Source organism: Shewanella sp. P1-14-1 (genome assembly GCF_001401775.1).
Classification (GTDB): Bacteria; Pseudomonadota; Gammaproteobacteria; order Enterobacterales; family Shewanellaceae; genus Shewanella; species Shewanella japonica.
The window spans coordinates 19,752-44,152 of record NZ_LKTL01000023.1 but is presented as its reverse complement, the minus strand read 5'-3'; the positions used below and the strand labels follow the sequence as shown (position 1 = coordinate 44,152).

Here is a 24,401-nt window from a genome sequence, read left to right as displayed (position 1 = left end):
CAATACTGGTGATGTTTTGAGCTTTGGCTCAACCACTGCGCTTAAGTTATCGCGTGCTTTATCGATAGCGCATTTAACAGTAGATAATTTCACGGTAGATAATTTAACGAAAGCCCGCTATTTAACGCTACGTATAGGCTGCTTGCAGGCATGGTAACTCGCGCTTTATCTTTCGGCTACTTCGCATCTTTAAACCACTAAGAGCTTACTCGCTTGAGTGCAATCTTATCGTCATCTTATTGCAATCTTAAGTTTTAACGGTATCGCTTAATCGTGTGAATAGAAAAGCCAAATGAAAGAGGGGGAAGGGGTAACATTCTCGTCTTCAGAACTCTTATTGATACTCAAAACATTAGTATGCCGTATCTTCCTCGTTGCTTACTGCTTACTGCTTACTGCTTACTTTTTATTGTTCTCGATGTTTGCAGCGACGAGTAGAACCTCAAATAGGAGTATGTTTTTTAGCTAACAGCTAAACCTGGGGACACTGCCACTATCTTGAGTTGCATCTTTGAGCTTATACCAATGACCCCTTCATTCTATCGCTAATGCATGGTGTTCTTTTTTGCTGCTCACAATGGCGCTTTTTCAGTGTAAAACTCGAAATCTCAGTTTTTTTTAACTTTTTTGTAAAAAAAACGTCTTTTTTTTCAGCTGAACCAATATTTTTTGTGATGTTGATCGGACTACATCGGTTACCGTCTAGAGTAAATATTCTACATTGCTCATTACGTTTACGTTAACGTAAAATTAAAACGGTTGTTTGAATTAGTTTGGGGTGGCCCTTTAGCTAATATATTGTATTTGTTGATTTTAATTGCTTTACCTTAAGGGCAGTTCAAAACAAACATCTAATTCTACTTTGGTATAAAACCCTAAAAATGCTGTAATTAAAAATTTACATCACGTATTTTAATTACGGATTAATTTTCTTTGATTTGTCTTTGGTTAACTTGTAAGACAATTGACCAATGAAAAAATAAAAACAAAATGGATTTATTTTAAGTTGTTTTTAATCAAGTATTTATATTTTGATTTGTTATGGTCATACCAATTTATATTGCTATTTTTATTCGCTCGAGAGCAATTTCAAGCTGTTGCAAATGCAAAGGTTTGTCGTTAGGTTTTAGTACGAAACAAACATTTGACGGTTAAATATTGGCTAGTTTGTTTTGAAGATAGAGATGGAAAGGAGCAAGGCCTAAAGAGTTCGTGTAAGACTGTCATTGAGACGACTTATTGAGTTTTACGTAACTTCTTTTACTAACTTAGGACTGGATAACAATGAGTACATCAAGTTTCCAAGGTTAGGTAAGGCAACCTTAGACAAGTTAACGATGAATGACATTTAACGACTACCTTCTCTCTTTTGAAACTGACTTATGCTCAAGGGGCTTAATATGACAGCAGAACAATTAGTGGCTAGATATGCGAAATCCCAGCCAAGTGCTGATACTGAATTACCAACAAGTGCAGAACTTGCATTAATCGGTCCAGAGGTCCCAGGACAAGATACGATATTTAATGATGGTGCTTTATCTTTATTAGCTGCGCTTTGTGAAGAGTTCACTCAAGAAGTGCCTGAGTTACTAAGTAAGCGTCAGCAAAAACAGCAACGAATTGATAATGGTGAATTACCAGACTTTTTACCTGAAACTCGTGCTATTAGAGACGGTGAGTGGTCAATTCGAGGCATGCCAGACGACTTGAAAGATCGTCGTGTTGAGATAACCGGTCCAGTAGACCGTAAAATGATTATTAATGCTCTGAATGCGAACGTAAAAGTGTTTATGGCAGATTTTGAAGACTCATTAGCACCGAGTTGGGAGAAAGTGGTTCAAGGCCAAATTAACCTTCGAGATGCCGTCAGAGGTGACATCAGTTTTACAGCCGAAAATACCGGTAAGCATTACAGCTTAGATGAAGATCCTGCCGTACTAATTTGTCGAGTACGTGGTTTGCATCTTAAAGAAAAGCATGTCGAATTTAAAGGTGAGGCTATCCCGGGTGGCTTATTTGATTTCGCCATGTACTTCTACCACAACTATCATCAGCTTTTAGCTAAAGGCAGCGGTCCATACTTTTACATTCCAAAACTGGAAAGCCATGTTGAAGCACGTTGGTGGGCAAAAGTGTTTGCTTTCGTTGAAGAACGTTTTTGTCTAAAACCTGGCACGATTAAATGTACTTGTTTGATTGAAACTTTACCTGCCGTATTTGAAATGGATGAGATTCTTTATGAGTTACGTTCAAACATTGTGGCATTAAATTGTGGTCGTTGGGATTACATCTTTAGCTATATCAAAACACTGAAGAAGCATGCAGACCGTGTATTGCCAGACAGACAAGCCGTTACGATGGACACACCATTTTTGAGTGCATATTCACGCTTGTTAGTTAAAACCTGTCATAAGCGTGGTGCGTTAGCGATGGGCGGTATGGCGGCATTTATTCCAGCTAAAACACCTGAAGCAAATGAGCAAGTACTGCAAAAGGTTAAAGGCGACAAAGAACTTGAAGCACGCAATGGTCATGACGGTACATGGGTCGCTCATCCTGGACTTGCTGATACAGCAATGACCATATTCAACGATTATATCGGTGCAGGCACTAATCAGTTGCACATTACTCGTGATGTTGATGCGCCTATCTTAGCGGACGAGTTACTCACCCCCTGTGAAGGGGAACGTACCGAAGATGGCATGCGTTTAAATATCCGCATTGCGCTGCAATACATTGAAGCGTGGATCCAAGGTAACGGTTGTGTCCCAATTTACGGACTCATGGAAGATGCGGCAACTGCAGAGATATCTCGTACTTCAATCTGGCAATGGATCCAGCATGAAAAATCACTGTCTAACGGCAAACTTGTCACTAAAGCGTTATTCAAAGAGATGCTCAGTGAAGAGCTTGCTAATGTTGAGCAGGAACTAGGTTCAGCACGTTTTAACCAAGGTAAATTTAATCAAGCTGCTTGTTTGTTTGATGAAATTACCACCTCAGATGAACTTGTCGATTTCTTAACGTTACCAGGCTATGAGCTGTTAACCGCTTAAAAAATGGTGCTTCACATTGGGGTGTGAGCACCGATATTAATCAGTAAAACATAACGAATTACACAGGAAGGAGTAACACTATGTCTAACACTAATAAGCAACTAACTCGTCAAGAACAAATTGATGCGATTAAGAAGGATTGGGCTGAAAACCCTCGTTGGAAAGGTGTTAAGCGTCCGTTTACAGCGGAAGAAGTAGTGAAACTACGTGGTTCTGTGGTACCTGAAAATACCATTGCTAAACGTGGCGCAGAAAAACTATGGGATCTTGTTAATGGCGGCGCTAAAAAAGGCTATGTTAATTCTTTAGGTGCATTAACGGGTGGTCAAGCGGTTCAACAAGCAAAAGCCGGTATTGAAGCTATTTATCTTTCTGGTTGGCAGGTCGCTGCAGATGCTAACTTAGCAGGCACTATGTACCCTGATCAATCATTATACCCAGCTAACTCAGTACCTGCAGTTGTTGGACGTATTAATAATTCATTCCGTCGTGCTGATCAAATTCAATGGGGCAAAGAAGTTAACCCAGGTGATGAGAATTACACTGATTACTTCCTACCAATCGTAGCAGATGCTGAAGCTGGTTTCGGCGGTGTGTTAAATGCGTTCGAATTAATGAAATCTATGATTGATGCAGGTGCTGCTGGGGTTCACTTTGAAGACCAATTAGCATCAGTTAAAAAATGTGGTCACATGGGCGGTAAAGTATTAGTGCCGACTCAAGAGGCTGTACAAAAGTTAGTTGCTGCACGTTTAGCAGCAGATGTTAGCGGTGTTGATACATTAGTCATTGCACGTACTGATGCAAACGCTGCAGATTTAATGACTTCAGATTGCGATCCGTATGACCGTGACTTTGTCACCGGCGATCGCACCGAAGAAGGTTTCTATCGTGTGAATGCTGGTATCGACCAAGCGATTTCACGTGGTTTAGCTTATGCGCCATATGCTGATTTGATTTGGTGTGAAACGGCAAAACCTTGTCTTGAAGAAGCGAAGAAGTTTGCTGACGCTATTCACGCACAATACCCAGATCAGTTACTTGCTTATAACTGTTCACCGTCATTTAACTGGAAGAAAAACTTGGATGACGCAACAATTGCTAAATTCCAACAAGCGCTTTCAGATATGGGCTACAAGTACCAATTCATCACGTTAGCGGGTATCCATAACATGTGGTACAACATGTTTGATTTAGCTTATGACTACGCTCGTGGTGAAGGTATGAAGCACTACGTTGAAAAAGTACAAGAAGTTGAATTTGCCGCTGCTGAAAAAGGTTACACATTCGTATCGCATCAGCAAGAAGTGGGTACAGGTTACTTTGACCAAGTAACGACTTGTATCCAAGGTGGTAAATCATCAGTGACGGCATTGACTGGTTCTACCGAAGAAGAGCAGTTTTAACCTTTATTAACCTTGTAACAGTTTAGCTGCTTTGCAGCTGATTTCCCCCGGTGTTACTCACCTACAGGTTTCACCGGGTTTTTATCCAGTATTTGGAATATTAGCGCAAGCTAGTTGTCGTTCTTAATGCGAGGATTTTTAACTTCCTACCCAGTAAGTTTTCAACCAATCGCTTGTGTTGCGGCTCTTCGGAGCCGTTTTTTTTGATAAATTTTTCGAATGATTTTTGCTAAGAATGCTTCATCCGCTCACATAAAGAGTTATAGTAAAACTATTGTAACAATTGGTGACTTAAGCATTGAAAAACTCTTTACCTATCACTAAAGGCGTCGACTACTGGACCAAGCGTATCAGTGAACAAGAAATGCCTGCTTTGTGTTCAACCGTCAGGGATTTAGAAAAGCTGGCAAAAGATGATGTGTCATCATTAGCGACATTAGGTCGTAGTGTGCTGCATGATAATGCGCTTACCACTCGGATATTACGTGTGGCCAACAGTGCTATTTATAATAAAGGCACTAATCACGTTACAACGGTCAGTAGAGCTGCCGTGGTGCTGGGTTTTGATACCATTCGCAATATTTGTATTACCGCTAAACTACTCACCAGCTTGCTCGAAAATAACAATTTATCTGAGTCTGTGTATCAACGATTAATCAAACTCATGGCGCACTCTTTTCAAGCTGCCATGATTTCGCGGGTGATGCTTAAAGATTATGATGAAGCACTTCGTGAAGAAGTGTTTATCGCTTCGTTATTATATCGCATTGGTGAAAGTGCATTTTGGAGCATTGGTGGCGAATTTGTTGATAACTTAGATCAAGCGATATTAGTCTCCCCATCAGTAAAAGATGAAAAGGCTATTGTGCGTGAGCATCTTGGGACATCATTTTCGCAATTAACTCAAAGCATTGCTCGAGCTTGGGGCTTAGGTGACGTATTAACCACATCACTGTCTCACCCTGATGAGAGAATGCCTGAAATAAGGACTATTTTTCTAGCAAATGAAATTTCTGAAGCGTTGAATCAGCCTCATGTTAACCCAGAAAAGCTCAATGATTTACTCTTAGCTGCTGCAGAAATTCAAGGAATTAGTCTTGAGCAATGTAAGTCGAGGATCAGTCGCTGCGCAGAAGCCACAATGAGGTTAGCTGAAGATTATGGGGCTACTGAGTTAATTCAATACCTTCCCGATACTGCAGAAATCATTTTGTGCTTAGATAAGCCAGAACAAAAACCGCAATTTCGTGATGCTGATTTAGTACTGCAATTGAAAAAGCTGCGTGAATTGACTGAGCATGCCATTCAAAAAGCGGACTTTAATCAAGTGGTGCAGACTGCATTAGAAGGTATTTTAGATGGGGTTGGTGTTGATAGATGCGCGGTGATGTTGCTATCACTTAACCGAAAGCAGCTATCTGCTCGGGTTGTGTTTGGCGAGAGTGCAGAGTTTTTTAAGCAAGAGCTACTAATTGATATGCAAGGGGAGTTGAACCCATTTTCACAGGTCGTTGACGCTAAAAAACCAAGCTTGATTCACTCAGCTGAAAATAGCCAACTAATGTTGGTTCAACAAGGAAAAAATGAAGACCTTAATAGCAAAGTGAATTTTGCTTTAGGCTTTATGGTTGCGCCAATTGTCGTAAACGACAAAGTAATAGGGGTGTTTTATGCCGATAAGCATGCATCCGAAAGACCTTTGTCTCAGCAGGATTTTGATGGTTTTTGCCATTTGAGTCAGCTGGCTAATTTATGTTTTGGTTTAACAATGAAGTAAGCTTGGGATTGTGCAAGGTTTAGGCTAAAAACTTAAGTTCATGACATTAGCCTAGTATTGTCATCAGCTTAGTATTGTCATCAGCTTAGTATTGTCATCAGTTATTATTTTAATCATTTTATTAAAGACGAATTAAATGGAATTAGCATTAGTATCACAGGGTAAAAGCTCCTACATTTTCAAATCTTGTACGTTAATCTTATTGGCTGTTATTTTGAGTGTTATTGCAGGTAATTCAGTTGCGAATTCACTTGTGAATTCAATGGCTCAAATCGATAAAGCACAAGTTCAACCGCAATCTCTTCTAGTTGTCGATACTCTCAGACAAAGAGAGATTCCAATAGAGTTATATCTCCCAGAAAAAAGTTTTGCCTGCCATGTCGAGCAGCAGTGTCCTGTGATGATAATTGGTTCCGGATATGGGTTATTACACACAGATTATCAATTTATAAGTCAGCTATTTCAGCAAAATGGATACTTAGTGGTGGCGATTCAGCATGAGTTAGCCACAGATCCTGCATTATCAAGAACGCCGCCATTTATCCAAACACGCGCTGAAAATTGGCAACGAGGTGCTAATACTGTTGATTTTATTTTGCAGCAAAGTCGTCAATACTTGCCTGAGTTCGATTTTGAGCATGTGACATTGGTCGGCCATTCAAATGGTGGTGATATTTCAGTTTGGCTAGCAACCCAAGGTATTTCACTAATTAGTGAGAGTGAGAGTAATTTAAAACCAGTATCATCAACAGACTATGCTGATTACATCTCGCGAATTATTACTTTGGATCATCGACGAGTTCCGTTACTGCGTAATGCCAAGATCACGCAGCTTTCAATTAGAGCGAGCGATTATCCTGCTGATGAAGGTGTTTTGCCACTACCGAGTGAACAAGTAACAACTATTTCAGTGGTGACCATAAAAGATGCTAAACATAACGATATGAATGACTACGGGCCGCAATGGCTTAAAGATGAAATCGTCAATATCATCAGTGAGCATATGCAGTTTTAAGGTTTACTACCGTTTCTTTACCTTGTAAAACCCTACTCAAGCTCTATACAAAGAAAATAGCCAGCGCTTAAACATGCTGGCCATTGAGCTTTGTGTAATCGATTATTTAGCCGCACCAATTAACTTAGCAACGGCTTTGGCGTTTTCATTCGGGACTGCAATACTCAAATGATATTGGACGATTTTCCAACCTTGATCTGTTAATTGCAGAGCTCCAGTACCTCGACACAAACCATAGCTGGCACTGTTCAATAGCTCATCAAATACAATGGTATTGTCGAACTGTAATAGTTGCCTAGATTGCACCTCATAGTGCCAACCATCAGTTGGTCTGGCATAACCTTCAAACTCTTTCATATCCCATCGCTCTGTCGCATCGGTACCTAAAAAGACTGCATCAGTATCGTATAAAGAAAAATAACTATCCCAATTTGCCGCACTAGCATCTTGATGCAGTTGGTTAAGTACATTGTCAGCTAGTTGTTTCGATTCGGTTGATATCGCCACTGTCGCTGATGATGGGAGGGATGACATAACCCATAAACTGCTGGTGAGTAATAAGGTAAGAATGGCTTTTTGCATGGGAGTTCCTGTTACTTAGGTTAGCGGATATTGGTATCACGACTAATGCCAATGAATTGGATCTAGTTGATAAAAACGGCTTAGTTCTTTATACAGCAAAGGATGCTGTTGGTAAAAATCATGGGGCATTTCAAAAAAAGTTTCAGTGATAACGGCAAAAAACTCGGCTGGGTTGGTAGCGCCATAATAGTTAAACAGTGATGGGAGTTGTTGACTCGCGCAGCGCTGCAATGTGTCAAACTCTTGCCCGAGAATTGTTGACCACGCTGAATAGGACGTGATATCTCGTAGCGGCGGCGCGCCATTTGCTTGGCCGTTTTCTTGATCGAGTTGATGTGCAAACTCATGTATGACGACATTTTGTCCGTCTGTCGGATCAGCAGCGCCATCTATGGTGCTTTTCCAAGAAAGAATGATTTTACCATTTCCCCATGACTCACCTAAGAGAACATTACGTTGGTTTGACTGAACTCCAGCAAAATCAGTTCCCTGCTTTTCCACTATAAAAGCATAAGGATAGACTAAAATTTGTCTGAGTTTAGGGTAGTAGTCTGTTTTTCGATTTAATAATAGTAGGCAAGCTTGTGCCGCAATGGTGACTCTCACTTCATCTGTGGTAATAAAGCCATCACAGCCTATAAATTCTTTTTCTTCGATAAATACTTGTATGTGCTTTTTGAGCTGTAACTGAAGATCCGTTGGCATAGCTTTAAAGTAAGGGAAACGATGTTTGAGAATTTGACGCCACTGTTTAGGGAAAGCCTGCTTAGTGATCTTTGCACGTCTTATTTGATTGCGTTTCGGCTTAGTGATAATCAAACCAATAGCAATCGTTGAGACGATAATCAAAGCGATAAGAGCAAACATTTGCCTTCCTTGTGTTAAGTCATCATAGATAAAATATCCTGAACCTAAAATAGTTATTGGGCGCAAGTTGTCATAATTCAAGGGTTAATCTGTAGATGCTAAGCTTATTTTAGGTATAGCTAATAAAAATAATATCAAGGATGCGATTTGCGAGTAAAAAAAGCTGGCAAACAACTTACGTTGCTGCCAGTAAAGGAGGGGGAGGGAGATTTATTATTTTTTGCGTCACAATGCTAGTGTTGTCAATTCTGGTTAGAGTTCATTACCTTATTTGTATTTGTTGTTCAATTTCTCGTTGCTCCGCCACTGGCAGTGAGAAATGCTGTTGTATCAGCTGACGGATCAATTTCGATTTTGCAGTATGACTACTTTGGCTGAGTAGCGTTAGCTGGTTAATTGCATCCTCACTTAGCGTAAAGGTCGCCCGTTTAAATGGTGCTGGCTTTTTAGCTAATGGCTCGTTAGCTTCTGTTAACGCAAGTAACTTTTCCATTGCTTGTTTATTTGCGTTTTCAATGCTGTTTGAACTTGAATGCTGTTTTCCCATTGCATACAAGTTGGCAGCCTCAATAAAATCATCCACTGACATTTGTGGCTCAAACATCGTATTACATGGCGTAACGTTTTTCTTGAGATCTGCTAGCCCCATAGGTCCCCCTCAGTTGAGTAACATTAGCGGCATCATTACGTTGCTGAATAATCTGTTCGGCGTTTTGTACCTCTAGAAGCTCGCAGGCAATTGCCCTGATTTCGCTTGCTGCTTTGCCTGTTGGGTCAATTTCGATAACTGATAAGCCAGACTCTTCACTGTCATCGTAAATATTGCGGCTATAGGTAATTGCATCTAGTACATTGATATCGAACGTGTTGCAGACTTCTTTAGCTTCGACGATACGCCCTGCTTGGTTCGGTAAGCTTGGGCATTGAGTGATGACAAATGAGGCTCTCATTTTAGGGTTAATCATTTTACAGGTGGCAATGATGTCGTCCATGTGACTGACCGTTTTTAAGTCCCGGCGCTTAGGTCTTAATGGCATCAATACATGAGATGCGACAGATAACGTCGCTCGCAGTGCAAGGTTATCTTGTCCGCCACAATCAACAATAACGTAATCATAATGCTGCTCAAGGCTTAAAAGATCGTTGCGAATTTTTCCGTATAGTTGAACGCAATTAATCCCGGGTAATTCAGGGTTGTTATTTCTTGCTTGGATCCAATCTGAAGTTGTTCTTTGTGGATCGCAATCAACCATGATAATGCTTGATTTAGCATCTTTTGCGAGAAAAACGGCAATATTTTGTGCAAGGCAACTTTTGCCACTACCACCTTTTTCTCCGCCAACTAATATGATCATTTCAACATCTCCTGATAGGTGCAACGAGAACGGCTATATAAACACTCGCTGCAGTGAACCTGGTGAGAAGGGCATGATGCAATAACTGCGATTTGAAAGCCGAATTATTGAGATGATAAACAGCTCAAACTTCGATTAAATCAGTCATTAAATAGCAACATTTAGCTTCAATGCTATTAACTTTATGTGCAGTTTTGTAACGGGTCAATTGGCAGTATATTGACGAAAAAGTCATTTTGACTTGATGGTGTTTATTTGACAAAAACTGACTAGAGGCAACTTATTGACAGGTTTGTTTCTTGTCATAAAACGGTAACTGAACTTATTATTTTTTAGTAGGTTAGCGTGTAAAAATATTGACGAGGGGATGCTTGTATTCTGTTCTTGTGTTTTTGCAAAAAAGTCTGGGTGACTTTAATAGCTAAAAGCTGCCTTTTAGAGTTTTGTTATTCCTAATCGGTATATATCTTGTGGTACAAAATATGCAAAAACTAACCTAGAAGCTTACAGATAGTACATTGTTAAACGCTATAAGTGGTAATGAGTAATGTTACTAAGCCATCACTCACGGTATGATTCGTCCCGTTACCTTGATGAGCAAAGCGCACTGCATTAGCAGAATAAGCGAGATACGAATCTATTATCTAATTAGTTAGGAAGAGCCAAAATGAATGAAGCGTTATTATTAGAAGCAATTAACCAGAAAATGCCTTTTGGAAAATATGCTGGACGTAAATTGTTAGAACTTCCTGAGCCTTATTTAGTCTGGTTTCACAGTAAAGGCTTTCCTGAAGGAAAATTAGGTGAGCAGTTAGCGCTAATGTATGAAGTTAAACTTAATGGTTTAGAAGAAATGCTGCAGCCATTACTTAAAAAGTAGTGTGAGTTATGTGAGGTCTTTTTTCATGTAAAAACCGTTTATGACCTGTCCTTTTGTGATTTGATAGCTTGGCTGCACTTGCTGGAACCCTTGCTTTAAAAAGAAGCCTTTAGATAAGTAGGATGCATCTACGCTGAGCGCATGATAACCCTGAGTAATAGCCCATTGCTCAAGTGTTTGATAAAGCTTGCCAGCTAAGCCTTGTCGCTGCTTACCAGGGCTGATATATAAACTATCAATATACCCACGATGGTTAAAATCCGTTTCAACATTAATGACACCAATCACTTCCGGCTGCGATGGGTCGTTATTTAATAATAGCCAGCTTTGACTGCGTAAAAGGCGTTGGCGCCAATGTCTGGCTGAGCGAGGGGCAGTTGACCACGCATCTAGATGTGCTTGTGTGTAGCGAGGATGGTCAATGTGCTGAATACATTCGTGGACAAGTAGACTAACGTTACTAGCATATTGTGGGCTGAAAGGTGTTATTGATTGGTTAGCGGTGTTTTCCATAAATTTTGTTAATGCTGCTTTATGTTGATGCGTATTACGGCAGTTTAACCAAAAAAAATCGGCTAATGAAATCATTAACCGATTATGTCTTGTTTGAGGTTAAATCGAATTATTTCTTCTCGATTTTTCCAACAAATAATAATTCGTCGAATGTTTTGTTTAGCGTGCTGCTGGTGAAGTCATTCATCCACATTTGCTCATTCATGCTGACAGTATCGCCTTTAGCGATTTCAACCTGTGGACCCGCAGCCCAGAATGTTTTGTCTTCGCCTTTAACTTGAACGTAAGTGTATCCACCGCTGTTCATTGTTTCTAATACTTCACCCTGGTGCATGATACCTGCAGCCCAAGCTGAAGATACGCCTAGTGCTAATGTTGCTGCTGCAGCTAATTTGATCAGTTTTGCTTTCATGAAGTTGTTTCCTATTTGATTAGGCTAAAATTTGCAATGATTCAAGTCATGAATCCACATAAAGATACATCATTAAATCATGAAGCGATCATTGGGTCTGTGATCCGCTGCAGATTTGTGAAGTCTACATTATCATAAATTATATTAACTTAGGCTAATGCACGCCTGACTTATGTTAATTGGCATCTTAGTTTGCTTACCAACAATTAACGAAATAACTGGCAAGTCATAGTAAAAGTGTAATTGCTATTAAATTCAGTAATGGTTACCTCAGCGATCACCAAGTCAGCTACATTAACGGTGACTGATGTAATGAACATTCGGTTGTAACGGATTTTCAATCAAATTACCGTGCTGCGACACAAAATCGACAAACGCTTCAGGTAATGTCATGGACTCCATATCTTGCTGCCAATGCGCCTTTAACAATGCATCGTAACCTTCTTTACCCGCAGCGGTATAAGCACTTGAAACGCCAATATATAGCTTCTGTGAATCAATCGCTCGCCATTCGCCTTGAGTGAACTCTTCAATTAAGGTGATACGATGACTCATAGGCAAAGTGCCATCATAAAAGTATCGAATACCATAAGTGTAGGGAAAGCTTCCTGCGCCAGTACCTGTTACCCCATTATTTGTTGCCGAGTTAATGGCAGATTCCAAAGCTTGATATAAGAACTTTCCCTGAATTTGATATTTCACCAAAGGTAACTCGAACGGCAAAATGCGCCCTAATACGTCAGCTAATGACAGGTTCCCCTTGATTAATGACTGACGAACACCGCCAGCATTATGCAGCGCAAAGTCTAGTTGTGGTTCTGATAGTTTGGTGGCTTTATACATACTTCGACACACCCAAGGCGCAATTTCACTGCCATGTGGAAAGTGTTTACTTGGAAGGCGTGTATGAATTAAATCTCGAGGAATATGTGCCAATACCTGTTCTTCAAGTGCATTTAAGGCAGGGCGGTAATCTCGCATAATGGTTTGGTGAACCTCATCATTTGCGGCATTATTCAATATTCCAGGGTGAGCTAATAGCTGGGAGGTGACTGCATCAATTTCAGCTTGACTGATGTCTTGTAAATCAGATTTTTTCGCCTGTTTGGCATCGAGTGAAACTTTAATTTGTTCATCAATCATAAAGTAATTATTGCCATTTAATGAAAGGCATAGACCACTTTCATTGAACTCAATTTGAGCGAGCCCGAGAACTTCTGCATATTTACTGGCATGAATGATAGGGGTGCTATTAATACGTTCACCGTATTCTGTGTGACTTAGTCCTAAATCTGAAAATTCACCTTGAAGAGTGTGAGAGTGGCCGCCAACAATAACACTTATCCCATCAACTTTTTCAGCCAGTTCACGGTCTTGATCTAACCCTAAATGACTGAGTACAACAATGTGGTATATTCCTTGTTGATGAAGTTTTGCAATGGTGTTTTTAGTGGTGTCGATAGCATTGATAAAGTGGGTGTCAGGATCAGGTCTAGCAATGAGTGGCATTTGATCTAGAGTGATCCCAATAATTGCAATTTGTTTATCGTAAAAGGGTTTGATTAGTACTTTGGCACATTGCTGCTCAGTGTCGTAGTCAAATAACATTGGGTGGTGCTTTAAGCGACCTTCTTTATCTTCAAGCTCTTGGCTTAAATCCATATTGCCGGCTAACAAAGGGAATTCGATTCGATTTAGAAATGCCAACACAGGACTATTGCCTGCATCAATCTCATGATTACCTAATACCATGGCATCTGGCTTAAGCATATTCAGTAAATGTGCGTTTGCTGCGCCCTGAAATTCACGAAAGTACAATGTGCCTTGAAAGCTGTCGCCGCCATGAAGAAACATAAATTCGTGTTGGTTTTTCATCGCCGCGATTCTTGCTGTTTCAATTTGGTGGCCCAAACGGGCATAGCCGCCGGTTTGCGTTTCTGCAAGGTAAGTTTGCTCATTAAACGACAAGGAGAATTGAACCTGACTTGGCTCGAAATTTGAATGCGTGTCATTGATATGGGCAAGTGATAAAGAATAGGTGTTCGGCATTTCGTCCTCAAAAAATGGTAAGAGCGAATTGGATATTAGCCCTTATTAGTAAATGCTTAAGTAATTAACTTGGCGACATGATAATGCGTTAACCCCTTTTTGGGAAACGACTCAAAAAATAAATACTCTGTGAGGGTATTATTATTGGCAAAGTCGCAATAATCATAGTCAAAAAAGGGAGCTAGGCTCCCTTTTTATTGAAATATCAAACTGTTTTATATCGTACTATTTTTTGCCGCAACCTCGGGCTCTGGCGTATGTTGGGTTGTTTGTTTTGTAAACTCGCCATCATCAGATAATACGATGCCTTTATGTTTCATTCGCGTGCCCCACAGTTTACGCGCTAATTGCTGCATATCAGTGACAGGGTCGTTTGAATCGACAATTTCTAAGCCTAGTAAAGATTCGACAATATCTTCTAATGTCACAATACCTTCACCTGAGCCGTATTCGTCCACAATCATGGCAATTTTTGTATTGCGCTTAATCATGAGCTCGAAAATCGGTAATATCTTCGCGGTTTCAGGGATCACAAGCAGATTCTTTTTCAACACACCAATAGATTCTTTTGGAGTGTATCGTTCTGCTTGAATAATATTATTACGGTTAACGTAACCGATAATATTATCCGGATCATCTTCGTAGACAGGAATACGCGTAAAAGGTTTCGCTAGAAACTGCTGTACAAATTCACCTTGTGACAAGTGAATTGGTAATTTAAACATGACCGTTCTTGGCGTCATGATTGCAGAAACTGGCATTTCTTTTACTGACAACATTTGGGTCAAAATTGATGACTCTTGTTTGTCTAGTTCGCCTGAACGCAAGCCTATTTCAGCCATCGCACTCATTTCTTGTCTGATATATTGGCCTTCATCGCCTTTCCCCATTAATTTGGTCACTTGAGAAGACATCCAAATTAGCGGTTTAGTTAATCTTTCCATCCAAACCAAAATCAAAGACACAGGCGCAGCGAGTGAACGCCAATAGTTAGCACCTAATGTTTTCGGAATGATTTCAGAAAAGAATAAAATCAAGAAGGTAAGCACACCAGAGAATACTCCAAGCATTTCATCACCAAAGACTTTTGCAGCTTGTGCACCTGCAACAGCGGCACCCACGGTATGGGCGATGGTGTTTAATGTCAGAATAGAAACTAGTGGTGATTCCACATTTTGTTTCTGTTTATCAAGCCGTTTCGCGGCTTTAGGGTTAGTTTTTGCCAAGTTGGCAATATAACTAGGGGTAACAGACAGTAATACCGCTTCAAATACACTGCAAAGAAACGAGATTGCAATGGCGATAAATACTATAATGATAAGAGTTATCATAAAGGTGGAATTACACCTCCATATGGCAGACCAATATTAGTCCAACGAAATTTTAGCACAGTCGTGAAAGTATCAAAGCTTTAATGCAGTGACACTGGCGAAATTTTGTAAGGATCTGTATAATTCGCCGCCCGCTAGCAGGTTTTAGGTTTTTTTGAGGTTACACAAGATGAGTGAGAAAAAGATCAATTTATTGGATCTTGATCGAAAGGCAATGAGAGCGTTATTCACCGAAATGGGCGAAAAACCGTTCCGTGCTGATCAATTGATGAAATGGCTTTATCACTTTGGTGTTAGCGACTTCGAAGAAATGAACAACATTAACAAAGCACTACGCGCTAAATTAGCTCGTAAGTGTGAAGTGGTTGCGCCAGAAATTTCTAGCTTCCAAAAATCTGAAGATGGCACGATTAAGTTTGCTATCAATGTTGGCCAAGGCCAAGAAGTGGAAACTGTCTATATTCCTGAAGAAGACAGAGCCACTTTATGTGTGTCATCTCAAGTGGGTTGTGCGCTAGAGTGTACCTTCTGTTCTACAGCTCAACAGGGCTTTAACCGTAACTTAACGGTTGGCGAAATTGTTGGACAAATTTGGCGAGTATCGCAATTTTTAGGTTTCCAAAAAGAAACAGGCGAACGACCAATTACAAACGTAGTGATGATGGGCATGGGTGAGCCATTACTTAACTTAGCTAATGTGATCCCTGCAATGGACATCATGTTAGATGATTTTGGGTTTAGCTTGTCAAAACGCCGTGTCACCTTATCAACCTCTGGTGTTGTTCCAGCACTTGATAAACTGGGTGATGCGCTAGATGTCGCTCTGGCTGTGAGTATTCATGCGCCAAACGATGAACTGCGTGACGTGTTAGTTCCAGTTAATAAAAAATACCCATTGGAAGAGTTCCTTGCTGGTATTCGTCGTTATTTAGCAAAATCAAACGCTAACCGTGGCCGTGTAACGGTTGAGTATGTGATGTTGGATCATATCAATGACAGTACTGATCAAGCACACGAGTTAGCCAAGTTAATGAAAGACACACCGTGTAAGATTAACTTAATTCCATTTAACCCTTATCCTGGTTCGCCTTATGGTCGCTCTTCTAATTCCAGAATTGACCGATTCTCGAAAGTGCTAATGGAATATGGGCTGACTGTTATCGTTCGTAAAACACGTGGCGATGATATTGATGCTGCTTGTGGTCAATTAGCGGGTGATATTCGTGACCGCACTAAACGTCTTGCGAAAAAACGCATGCAAGAGAGTGCTATTTCGGTCACAATGGATTAACTCATTGTTTGTATAGATTAATAGGCGTAAAAATCATGCACGGATTGCCGAAGCTTTTAATGATTGCTACTTTATCACTGCCTTTAGTGGGTTGTGTAACGGAAAGAACGTATACTGGTACGGATATCCCTGTTTCTGAAAGAACCTTGGATAAACAGTCTGCTGCAAAAGAAAGAATGCAATTAGGCCTAACTTACCTTAACCGTGGCAATATGGAGCAGGCAAAGTTCAACTTAAACCGTGCTGTTGAGTATGCGCCGCAATTAAGCGCAGTGCACACAGCTATGGCCTATTATTACCAGACTGTAGGTGATATTGAGCGCACAGAAGAATCATACAGAAAAGCAATTAATACCAGTGATGCGACGGGTGATGCGATGAACAACTTTGGTGTATTTTTATGCCAACAAGAAAAATATTCGCAAGCTGAAGCTATGTTCAAAAATGCGATTAATGCAAAAGAATACACACGTACTGCGTCAAGTTATGAAAACCTTGGCGTGTGCAGTTTATCAGCAGGTGAGCCTGAAAAGGCGAAGCAGTACTTTGAAAATGCATTACGTTATGACCCAAGAAGAAAGTCTACTTTAATGGAGTTAATTGATTTAGCTATTTTAGAGAATGACTACGATAGCGCTAAATTCAACTTAAGCCGTCTTCATCGAGTGGCAGAGCAAACGCCTGAAAGTTTAGCTTTAGGAATAAAAATATCGCGCGAGTTAGCAGATGAGGATGCGGTTAAACGCTATGGTATTACCTTAATTGCCAAATACCCGACATCAGAACAAGCGAAAGAATACAGGGCTACTTTGCATTAATGACAAATAACAATCAAACATCCCAAACCAATGGGAGTGACGCTGAACAGGCAGATATACTTGAAGCAGTATCTACTGCTGGTATGTTGCTGCGTACAGCTCGAGAGAAAAAAGGGTTATCGATTGAAGCGGTTGCGACCCAATTACATTTACGTCCTGGCATCATCGAAGATATTGAGAATGATAAATTTGATAATATTGCTTCAGCAACCTATGCACGTGGATATGCGAAAAACTATGCCAAATACATCGAAGCAGATGTAGATGCAGTACATCAATGTTTAGCGCAACAATTGCCAGATGAAACTGCAGCAATGCAGAGTTTTTCTCGCAAAACCACACGTGAAGCCCGTGATAGCCGCTTAACAATAGTGACATATTTAATTGTCCTTGCCTTGTTAGCGCTGCTAGTAGTGTGGTGGGTGCAAAAAGACTCTATGTTAAGTGGGATAGATTTATCCAAACCTACCGTAGAAGAAGTTGCAGCTGCAAATGTTGTTAGTCAAACAGAAGATTTATTAGAGCCAGAAATCGACCCTAACATGGCGTATGTAGAGCCAGCGGATCAGTTAAATGAACAGACTGCCCTGCAAAATGAACAAAGCAACAACTCAGATTTGCCGGCATCATCAGTTCAACCTGTAGAGCCAGCGAGTACTGATGTTGTAATGCTTGATAATGCGCAACAAAATGTGGTCGAGCCTGCGTTACAATCAGCATCCGCTTTGGTTGCTGATAATGTTGCTGCACAAGATGCTATTTCTATGAGCTTTAGTGCTGATTGTTGGGTGAATATCGTTGACGCAACAGGCAAAACCATTGTTGATGGTGTCAAAGGTGTTGATAGAGTGGTTGAAGCACAAGGCGTTGCTCCGTTCAAATTGATCTTAGGGGCTCCACAAGTTGTGACCCTTCAATTTAATGGTGAAAATGTCAGTTTAGCTGACTTTTCAGAAGGCAGTGTAGCGCGATTAACCTTGCCGAAAGTGTAACCTTGATTGTAATTAGATAAGCAGTAGAGCAACAGATTATGTATAACGAATCTCCAATCATCCGTCGTCCTTCGAGCCGCATTTATGTCGGCGATGTCCCTATCGGTGATGGCGCACCTATTGCAGTTCAGTCGATGACGAATACTAAAACGACTGATGTCGAAGCTACAGTTGCACAAATTCGCGCTCTTGAAAAAGTCGGTGCAGATATTGTGCGTGTTTCTGTGCCAACTATGGATGCAGCTGAAGCATTCAAAGTGATCAAGCAAAGTGTTAACGTGCCTTTGGTGGCAGATATTCACTTTGACTATCGTATTGCACTCAAAGTCGCAGAATACGGTGTTGATTGTTTACGTATTAACCCAGGAAATATTGGCAACGAAGAACGTATTCGCAACGTTGTTGAATGCGCTCGTGATAAAAATATTCCAATTCGAATTGGTGTTAATGGTGGTTCATTAGAAAAAGATTTAATGGATAAATACCATGAGCCAACACCAGAAGCACTGCTGGAATCAGCAATGCGACACGTGGATATTTTAGACCGCCTTAACTTTGACCAGTTTAAAGTAAGTGTTAAAGCATCGGATGTCTTTTTAGCGGTTGAGTCATACCGCTTATTGGCTAAGCAAATCAAACAGCCTTTGCACTTAGGTATTACTGAAGCTGGCGGCGCTCGTGCAGGCTCAGTTAAATCAGCTGTTGGTTTAGGAATGCTATTAGCTGAAGGTATTGGTGATACCTTGCGTATTTCATTGGCAGCCGATCCCGTTGAAGAAATCAAAGTCGGTTTTGATATCTTAAAGTCGCTACGTATTCGCAGTCGTGGTATTAACTTTATTGCTTGTCCTTCATGCTCTCGTCAGGAGTTTGATGTGATCAATACTGTTAATGCACTTGAAATGCGTTTAGAAGACATTACCACTGCCATGGATGTTTCTATTATTGGTTGTGTGGTTAATGGCCCAGGCGAAGCATTAGTATCAGATATTGGGCTAACAGGTAGCCATGGTAAAAGTGGTTACTATGACGATGGTAAACGTCAAAAAGAGCGTTTTGATAACAATAATTTGGTGGATTCATTAGAAGCCAAAATCCGTGCAAAAGCGGCGATGATGCAAAATCGAATCGATATCAAAGACGCAACAGAATAAGTTTGCTTTACATGAAAAATACACCTTACCAGCGATGGTAGGTGTTTTTTTGTGTAAGGCGTGAAAATAAATTAAGGCTCTCGGTCATCGATTATTAATCGATCTAATAGAGCAAGTAAGTAGGCGAATCAACGTGGCAAAACAGATCCAAGCAATCCGCGGAATGAATGACATTCTGCCAACGCAAAGCCCATTATGGCAACAAGTCGAGTCGGTTATCCGCTCAACGGTTAGTGCTTATGGTTACAGCGAAATTCGAACTCCAATTGTTGAGTCTACTGACCTTTTTAAACGTTCAATTGGTGAAGTCACCGATATTGTTGAAAAAGAGATGTACACTTTTGCTGACCGCAATGAAGACAGCTTAACGCTGCGTCCAGAAGGTACAGCGTCTACTGTTCGTGCTGGTAATGAGCATGGTTTACTGTATAACCAAGAGCAACGTTTATGGTACATGGGTCCCATGTTCCGCCATGAGCGCCCTCAAAAAGGCCGCTACCGTCAATTCCACCAGTTTGGTGTAGAAGTGTATGGTATTCCAAGTGCTGATGTTGATGCTGAAGTATTAATGTTATCTGCACGCCTTTGGGATTCGTTTGGTATTAAAGAACACGTAAAACTGGAGCTGAATACACTTGGTGATACAGCGGAACGTGCTGCTTATCGTGATGCGCTAATTGCATTTTTAGAGCAACACAAAGAACAATTAGATGAAGATTCTAAGCGTCGCATGTACTCAAACCCATTACGAGTATTAGATTCTAAATCACCGCAGGTTCAGGCTATTTTAACTGATGCACCAGCACTGATGGATTACTTAGGTGAAGAATCAAAAACACATTTTTCAACCTTATGTGAACTCTTAGACGCGGTTGGCATCGAATACACAGTTAACCCTCGTCTTGTTCGTGGATTAGATTACTATAATCGTACGGTTTTTGAGTGGGTAACAGACAGCTTAGGCTCGCAAGGTACTGTTCTTGCTGGTGGCCGTTATGATGGCTTAGTGGGTCAGTTAGGCGGTAAAGATACGCCTGCTGTTGGTTTTGCAATGGGCCTTGAGCGCATTGTATTACTACTGCAAACGCTAGAGCTTGATAAAGATGTGGCACCTGTTGTTGATGTTTATGTCACAGCAATGGGTGAAAAGTGTGTTGTTGAAGCAATTAAAATTGCTCAAGAGTTGCGTCAAAACCTGCCAACGCTTAAAGTCATGACTCATTGTGGTGGCGGTAACTTCAAAAAGCAGATGAAACGTGCAGATAGAAGTGGCGCTGAATACGCACTTATCATTGGTGAAGATGAAATTGCTAACCAGCAAGTCGCCGTTAAACCATTGAGAAATAAAAACGAACAACTTTTGGTTGCCCGAGCTGATTTGGCGACCACGATTAAATCATTATTTTAATGTCAGCGTGACGCTGATATAAAACAGAACTGAATAGAAAGGGGAAGTGCGCGTGGAAATTTATAGCACAGAAGAACAACAAGTCGATGCTATTAAGCAGTTCTGGAAAGATTACGGCAGCTCAATCATTGTTGGCGCTGTAGTAGGTCTGGGTGGATTATACGGTTGGAACTATTATTCTGACGTCAAATTAGAAAATGCAGAAGCCGCTTCTGAAGCATTCCAAAGTATCAGTGCTAATTCAGCTGATAGTGCAGCGGTAATGGCTGCAGTGAGCGAGTTTGGTCAACAACACGATCAACAAGGTTACCAAGCGTTGCTAGAGTTAATGGCGGCAAAAGCAGCTGTTGAAGCGGGTGATTTAGATAAAGCAGAAACTGCTTTTACAAAAATTATTGCTTCAAATCCAGGTGCTTCTTTAGCGTCACTAGCAACAATTCGTTTATCACGAGTTCAAGCTGAGCAAGGTAACTTAGGCACTGCACTTGCAACATTAGATCAAGTGACAGATGAAGCATTTAATGCACAGCGTGATGAATTAAAAGGTGACTTTTTAGTGCGTCAAGGCGATATGGATAAAGCACGAGTTGCTTATCAAGCTGCAATTGATAATGGCGGTGCATTAGCAAGCCCAGCGCTACAAATGAAGCTAGACAATTTAAACAAGGCATAAGGAATTAGCCGAATGAAGTCTTTATGCAAAACCTTGCTTGCTGCTGGATTAAGTGTCGCAATGCTATCGGCTTGCTCTTCAAGTGATACCGAAGAAGAAGTCGTAACAGAACTTACAGAAATTCAAGCCACTGTCTTTCCTGAAGTGAACTGGGAAGTAAACGTTGGCAATGGTGTAGGCGATTACTACTCGCAGTTAAAACCAGCTATTTTTTATGGTCACGTGTATGCCGCTGATCGTAATGGGACAGTTGTTGCTTATAATGAAGAAACTGGTGAAGTAGCTTGGCGTAAAGATTTAGCGTCAGAATTTAAAGATACTGCGCTGGCTAAAACAAAAGAAGCGCGTATCGCAGCGGGTGTAACCGTTGGCCGTAACAAAGTATTTGTGGGTGGTGAGTCAGGCTTATTAGTTGCTTTAGATGCAAAAACGGGTGAAACCCAGTGGAGCGCTATCGCAAGTGGTGAGTTATTGTCAGTTCCTACGGTATCGGAAGATTCAGTCGCAGTGCATACCAGTGATGGTAACCTGGAGTCTTTTTCAATTGCAGATGGCACCAAGTTATGGAGTCATGAAATGCAACTACCTAACTTGACCCTTCGTGGAACAGGTGCTCCAGCATATGATTCTGGTGGTTTCTTCCTTGGTACTGCTGATGGTAAAATAGCGGTAGTAGTAAAAAATAACGGTCAAGTTGCTTGGGAACAAGCGGTATATAATCCAACCGGTGGTAACGAGTTTACTCGTATGGCCGATGTGGACATGACACCGTTAATTTTGGGCGATAATTTATACGCGGTAAGTTACAATGGTAACTTAGTGTCAATGGAGCTGAGAACGGGTCGTGTTGTTTGGACACGTAAGTATTCAAGCTTTAATGAATTGGCCTATGCAGGTGTTGGACTATACTTAGTTGATGACCATAGTCGTATCTATTCAGTAGACAGACGAAATGGTTTAGAGCTTTGGAGTAATACTACGTTAACAAACCGTAGCTTAACATCTCCTGCCGTTATTGGTTCTTATATTGTTGTAGGTGACTTTGAAGGTTATCTACACTTTATCGACCGCAACACTGGCGAAGTAGCTGGGCGAGTTGAGGTTGATAGTGATGGTTTATTCTCACAACCGGTTGTGGTTGGAGACAAGGTATATGTACAAGGTCGTAGCGGAAAGCTAGCGACTGTTGTTCTGCCATAATTAAACCAGAAACCCTATTAGAGCCCCTGGAAGTGTGTTCCGGGGGCTTTTTATTTAAAAGTTTTTAGAGGCAAAATCATGATCCCTGTAGTGGCCCTTGTCGGGCGACCTAATGTTGGTAAGTCAACTTTATTTAACCGTCTTACTCGCACAAGAGATGCGCTTGTCGCCGATTTTCCAGGTTTAACTCGTGACCGTAAATATGGTCGTGCTTTTTTATCTGGTTACGAATTTATTGTGGTTGATACTGGCGGTATCGATGGCACTGAAGAAGGGATCGAAACCAAAATGGCTGAACAGTCGCTAGCGGCGATTGAAGAAGCTGATGTTGTACTGTTTTTAACGGATGCTCGTGCCGGCTTAACAGCAGCGGATTTAGCCATTGCTGAACATTTACGAAGCCGTGATAAAACGACTTTCGTTGTTGCAAACAAAGTTGACGGTATTGATGCTGATTCTGCTTGTGCTGAATTTTGGTCACTGGGTTTAGGTGAAGTTTACCAAATGGCAGCGGCTCAAGGTCGTGGTGTCACAAACATGATTGAATACTCACTAGCACCGTATGCGGAAGCGATGGGTATCAAGCGTGAAGAAACAGACGAGCAAGACGAAGAAGTTCGTGAGTATACCGAAGAAGAAGCTGAAGCTGAGCAAGAGCGCTTGCAAAGTTTGCCAATCAAATTGGCTATTATCGGTAAACCCAATGTAGGTAAATCAACGCTGACTAACCGTATTTTAGGTGAAGAACGTGTTGTTGTTTATGATGCACCCGGTACGACTCGTGACAGTATTTATATTCCTATGGAACGTGAAGGTCGTGAGTACGTGTTGATTGATACTGCAGGTGTTCGCCGCCGTAGCAAAGTGCATGAGACAATCGAAAAATTCTCTGTTATTAAAACCCTGAAAGCGGTTGAGGATTCAAACGTTGTTCTGCTTGTTATCGATGCGCAAGACGGTATTACAGAGCAAGATCTTGGTCTATTAGGTTTTGCGTTAAACGCAGGGCGTGCAATTGTATTAGCAGTGAATAAATGGGATGGCCTTGACCAAGACTTTAAAGAAAGTGTTAAAAGCGAACTTGATCGCCGCTTAGGCTTTATTGATTTTGCCCGTATTCATTTTATTTCAGCACTTCATGGAACAGGCGTTGGCCATTTATATGAGTCTATTGAAGAAGCTTACGACAGTGCGACTCGTCGTGTGAGTACTTCAATGCTGACACGTATTATGCAAATGTCACAAGATGATCATCAGCCACCGTTAGTGCATGGTCGCCGTGTTAAATTGAAATATGCTCACGCAGGTGGATATAACCCGCCAATCGTCGTGGTGCATGGTAACCAAGTGAGCAAATTACCGGATTCATACAAACGCTATATGATGAATTACTTCCGTCGTTCATTAAAAGTGATTGGTACGCCGATTCAAATTCGTTTCCAAGAAGGTGCGAACCCGTTCCAAGGTAAGAACGAAAAGCTAACCATTAGCCAAGAGCGTCGACGTAAACGCGCTATGAGCCATATTAACAGCCGTAAAAAGTAGTATTAAACGGTATTTATTGCCAATAAAAAGCCTGAATGATGTTCAGGCTTTTTTTATGGCATAAATTTATAGCTCAC

21 protein-coding genes are annotated in these 24,401 nt (G+C 41.0%); 13 read left to right on the top strand and 8 right to left on the bottom strand.

Features of this window, described 5'->3' with window-relative positions; translation table 11 throughout:
- Positions 1-1,400 precede the first annotated feature (1,400 nt).
- The 4 genes from aceB (at position 1,401) to AN944_RS16210 (ending at position 7,254) form a co-directional block, all read left to right on the top strand.
- The gene (aceB, locus tag AN944_RS16225; protein ID WP_082420035.1) at positions 1,401-3,056 is read left to right on the top strand and encodes a malate synthase A; all 1,656 of its coding nucleotides are present in this window, start codon (positions 1,401-1,403) and stop codon (positions 3,054-3,056) included.
- Positions 3,057-3,136: 80 nt separating this feature from the next.
- Complete coding sequence (gene aceA / locus AN944_RS16220; protein ID WP_055025689.1) at positions 3,137-4,462, top strand: isocitrate lyase; 1,326 nt, start codon at positions 3,137-3,139, stop codon at positions 4,460-4,462.
- Positions 4,463-4,760: 298 nt separating this feature from the next.
- A complete protein-coding gene (locus AN944_RS16215; RefSeq protein WP_055025688.1) occupies positions 4,761-6,239 on the top strand; it encodes an HDOD domain-containing protein in 1,479 nt (492 codons plus the stop codon).
- Positions 6,240-6,375: 136 nt separating this feature from the next.
- A complete protein-coding gene (locus AN944_RS16210) occupies positions 6,376-7,254 on the top strand; it encodes a hypothetical protein (RefSeq protein WP_055025687.1) in 879 nt (292 codons plus the stop codon).
- A 102-nt stretch (positions 7,255-7,356) separates the two neighbouring features.
- On the opposite strand, the gene AN944_RS16205 is transcribed toward AN944_RS16210, so the two are convergent.
- From AN944_RS16205 to AN944_RS16190, 4 genes are all read right to left on the bottom strand, one after another.
- Positions 7,357-7,836 carry a nuclear transport factor 2 family protein gene (locus AN944_RS16205; RefSeq protein ID WP_055025686.1) on the bottom strand — a complete coding sequence of 160 codons (480 nt, stop codon included), beginning with the start codon at positions 7,834-7,836 and terminating at the stop codon, positions 7,357-7,359.
- A gap of 42 nt (positions 7,837-7,878) precedes the next feature.
- The gene (locus tag AN944_RS16200) at positions 7,879-8,703 is read right to left on the bottom strand and encodes a zinc-dependent peptidase (RefSeq protein WP_055025685.1); all 825 of its coding nucleotides are present in this window, start codon (positions 8,701-8,703) and stop codon (positions 7,879-7,881) included.
- Positions 8,704-8,965: 262 nt separating this feature from the next.
- On the bottom strand, positions 8,966-9,352 hold the full coding sequence (locus AN944_RS16195; protein WP_065108595.1) for a hypothetical protein: 387 nt from the start codon (positions 9,350-9,352) through the stop codon (positions 8,966-8,968).
- Entirely contained in the window at positions 9,312-10,058 is a 747-nt protein-coding gene (locus AN944_RS16190; protein WP_055025683.1) for an AAA family ATPase, read from the bottom strand. Before AN944_RS16190 ends, AN944_RS16195 begins: the two co-directional genes overlap by 41 nt.
- Positions 10,059-10,725: 667 nt before the next feature.
- Between AN944_RS16190 and AN944_RS16185 the strand changes: the two genes are divergently transcribed.
- The gene (locus AN944_RS16185; protein ID WP_055025682.1) at positions 10,726-10,938 is read left to right on the top strand and encodes a DUF3820 family protein; all 213 of its coding nucleotides are present in this window, start codon (positions 10,726-10,728) and stop codon (positions 10,936-10,938) included.
- Positions 10,939-10,944: 6 nt separating this feature from the next.
- Here AN944_RS16185 and AN944_RS16180 read toward each other — a convergent pair whose 3' ends face one another.
- The 4 genes from AN944_RS16180 to AN944_RS16165 form a co-directional block, all read right to left on the bottom strand.
- The gene (locus AN944_RS16180) at positions 10,945-11,451 is read right to left on the bottom strand and encodes a GNAT family N-acetyltransferase (RefSeq protein WP_055025730.1); all 507 of its coding nucleotides are present in this window, start codon (positions 11,449-11,451) and stop codon (positions 10,945-10,947) included.
- 109 nt (positions 11,452-11,560) lie between these two features.
- Complete coding sequence (locus tag AN944_RS16175) at positions 11,561-11,863, bottom strand: hypothetical protein (RefSeq protein ID WP_055025681.1); 303 nt, start codon at positions 11,861-11,863, stop codon at positions 11,561-11,563.
- Positions 11,864-12,157: 294 nt separating this feature from the next.
- The gene (locus AN944_RS16170) at positions 12,158-13,912 is read right to left on the bottom strand and encodes a bifunctional UDP-sugar hydrolase/5'-nucleotidase (protein WP_055025680.1); all 1,755 of its coding nucleotides are present in this window, start codon (positions 13,910-13,912) and stop codon (positions 12,158-12,160) included.
- Between the two features lie 215 nt (positions 13,913-14,127).
- Positions 14,128-15,243, bottom strand: coding sequence for a CNNM domain-containing protein (locus tag AN944_RS16165; RefSeq protein WP_055025679.1), 1,116 nt, complete (start codon positions 15,241-15,243; stop codon positions 14,128-14,130).
- Between the two features lie 169 nt (positions 15,244-15,412).
- On the opposite strand from AN944_RS16165, the gene AN944_RS16160 reads away from it, so the two are divergent.
- The 8 genes from AN944_RS16160 (at position 15,413) to der (ending at position 24,324) form a co-directional block, all read left to right on the top strand.
- Positions 15,413-16,534: a bifunctional tRNA (adenosine(37)-C2)-methyltransferase TrmG/ribosomal RNA large subunit methyltransferase RlmN gene (locus AN944_RS16160; RefSeq protein ID WP_055025678.1), complete on the top strand. Its 1,122-nt coding sequence runs from the start codon at positions 15,413-15,415 to the stop codon at positions 16,532-16,534.
- 32 nt (positions 16,535-16,566) lie between these two features.
- Entirely contained in the window at positions 16,567-17,352 is a 786-nt protein-coding gene (gene pilW, locus AN944_RS16155; protein ID WP_055025729.1) for a type IV pilus biogenesis/stability protein PilW, read from the top strand.
- Positions 17,352-18,344 (top strand): RodZ domain-containing protein, encoded by a 993-nt coding sequence (locus AN944_RS16150; protein ID WP_055025677.1) that lies wholly within the window; start codon positions 17,352-17,354, stop codon positions 18,342-18,344. Before pilW ends, AN944_RS16150 begins: the two co-directional genes overlap by 1 nt.
- A 38-nt stretch (positions 18,345-18,382) precedes the next feature.
- Positions 18,383-19,498 (top strand): flavodoxin-dependent (E)-4-hydroxy-3-methylbut-2-enyl-diphosphate synthase, encoded by a 1,116-nt coding sequence (gene ispG / locus AN944_RS16145; RefSeq protein WP_055025676.1) that lies wholly within the window; start codon positions 18,383-18,385, stop codon positions 19,496-19,498.
- Positions 19,499-19,631: 133 nt separating this feature from the next.
- Positions 19,632-20,906 (top strand): histidine--tRNA ligase, encoded by a 1,275-nt coding sequence (gene hisS, locus AN944_RS16140; RefSeq protein ID WP_055025675.1) that lies wholly within the window; start codon positions 19,632-19,634, stop codon positions 20,904-20,906.
- 52 nt (positions 20,907-20,958) lie between these two features.
- Positions 20,959-21,579: a tetratricopeptide repeat protein gene (locus AN944_RS16135; protein WP_055025674.1), complete on the top strand. Its 621-nt coding sequence runs from the start codon at positions 20,959-20,961 to the stop codon at positions 21,577-21,579.
- A 12-nt stretch (positions 21,580-21,591) separates the two neighbouring features.
- Positions 21,592-22,779, top strand: coding sequence for an outer membrane protein assembly factor BamB (gene bamB, locus AN944_RS16130; protein WP_055025673.1), 1,188 nt, complete (start codon positions 21,592-21,594; stop codon positions 22,777-22,779).
- A gap of 78 nt (positions 22,780-22,857) precedes the next feature.
- Positions 22,858-24,324: a ribosome biogenesis GTPase Der gene (gene der, locus AN944_RS16125; RefSeq protein WP_055025672.1), complete on the top strand. Its 1,467-nt coding sequence runs from the start codon at positions 22,858-22,860 to the stop codon at positions 24,322-24,324.
- Positions 24,325-24,401 lie beyond the last annotated feature (77 nt).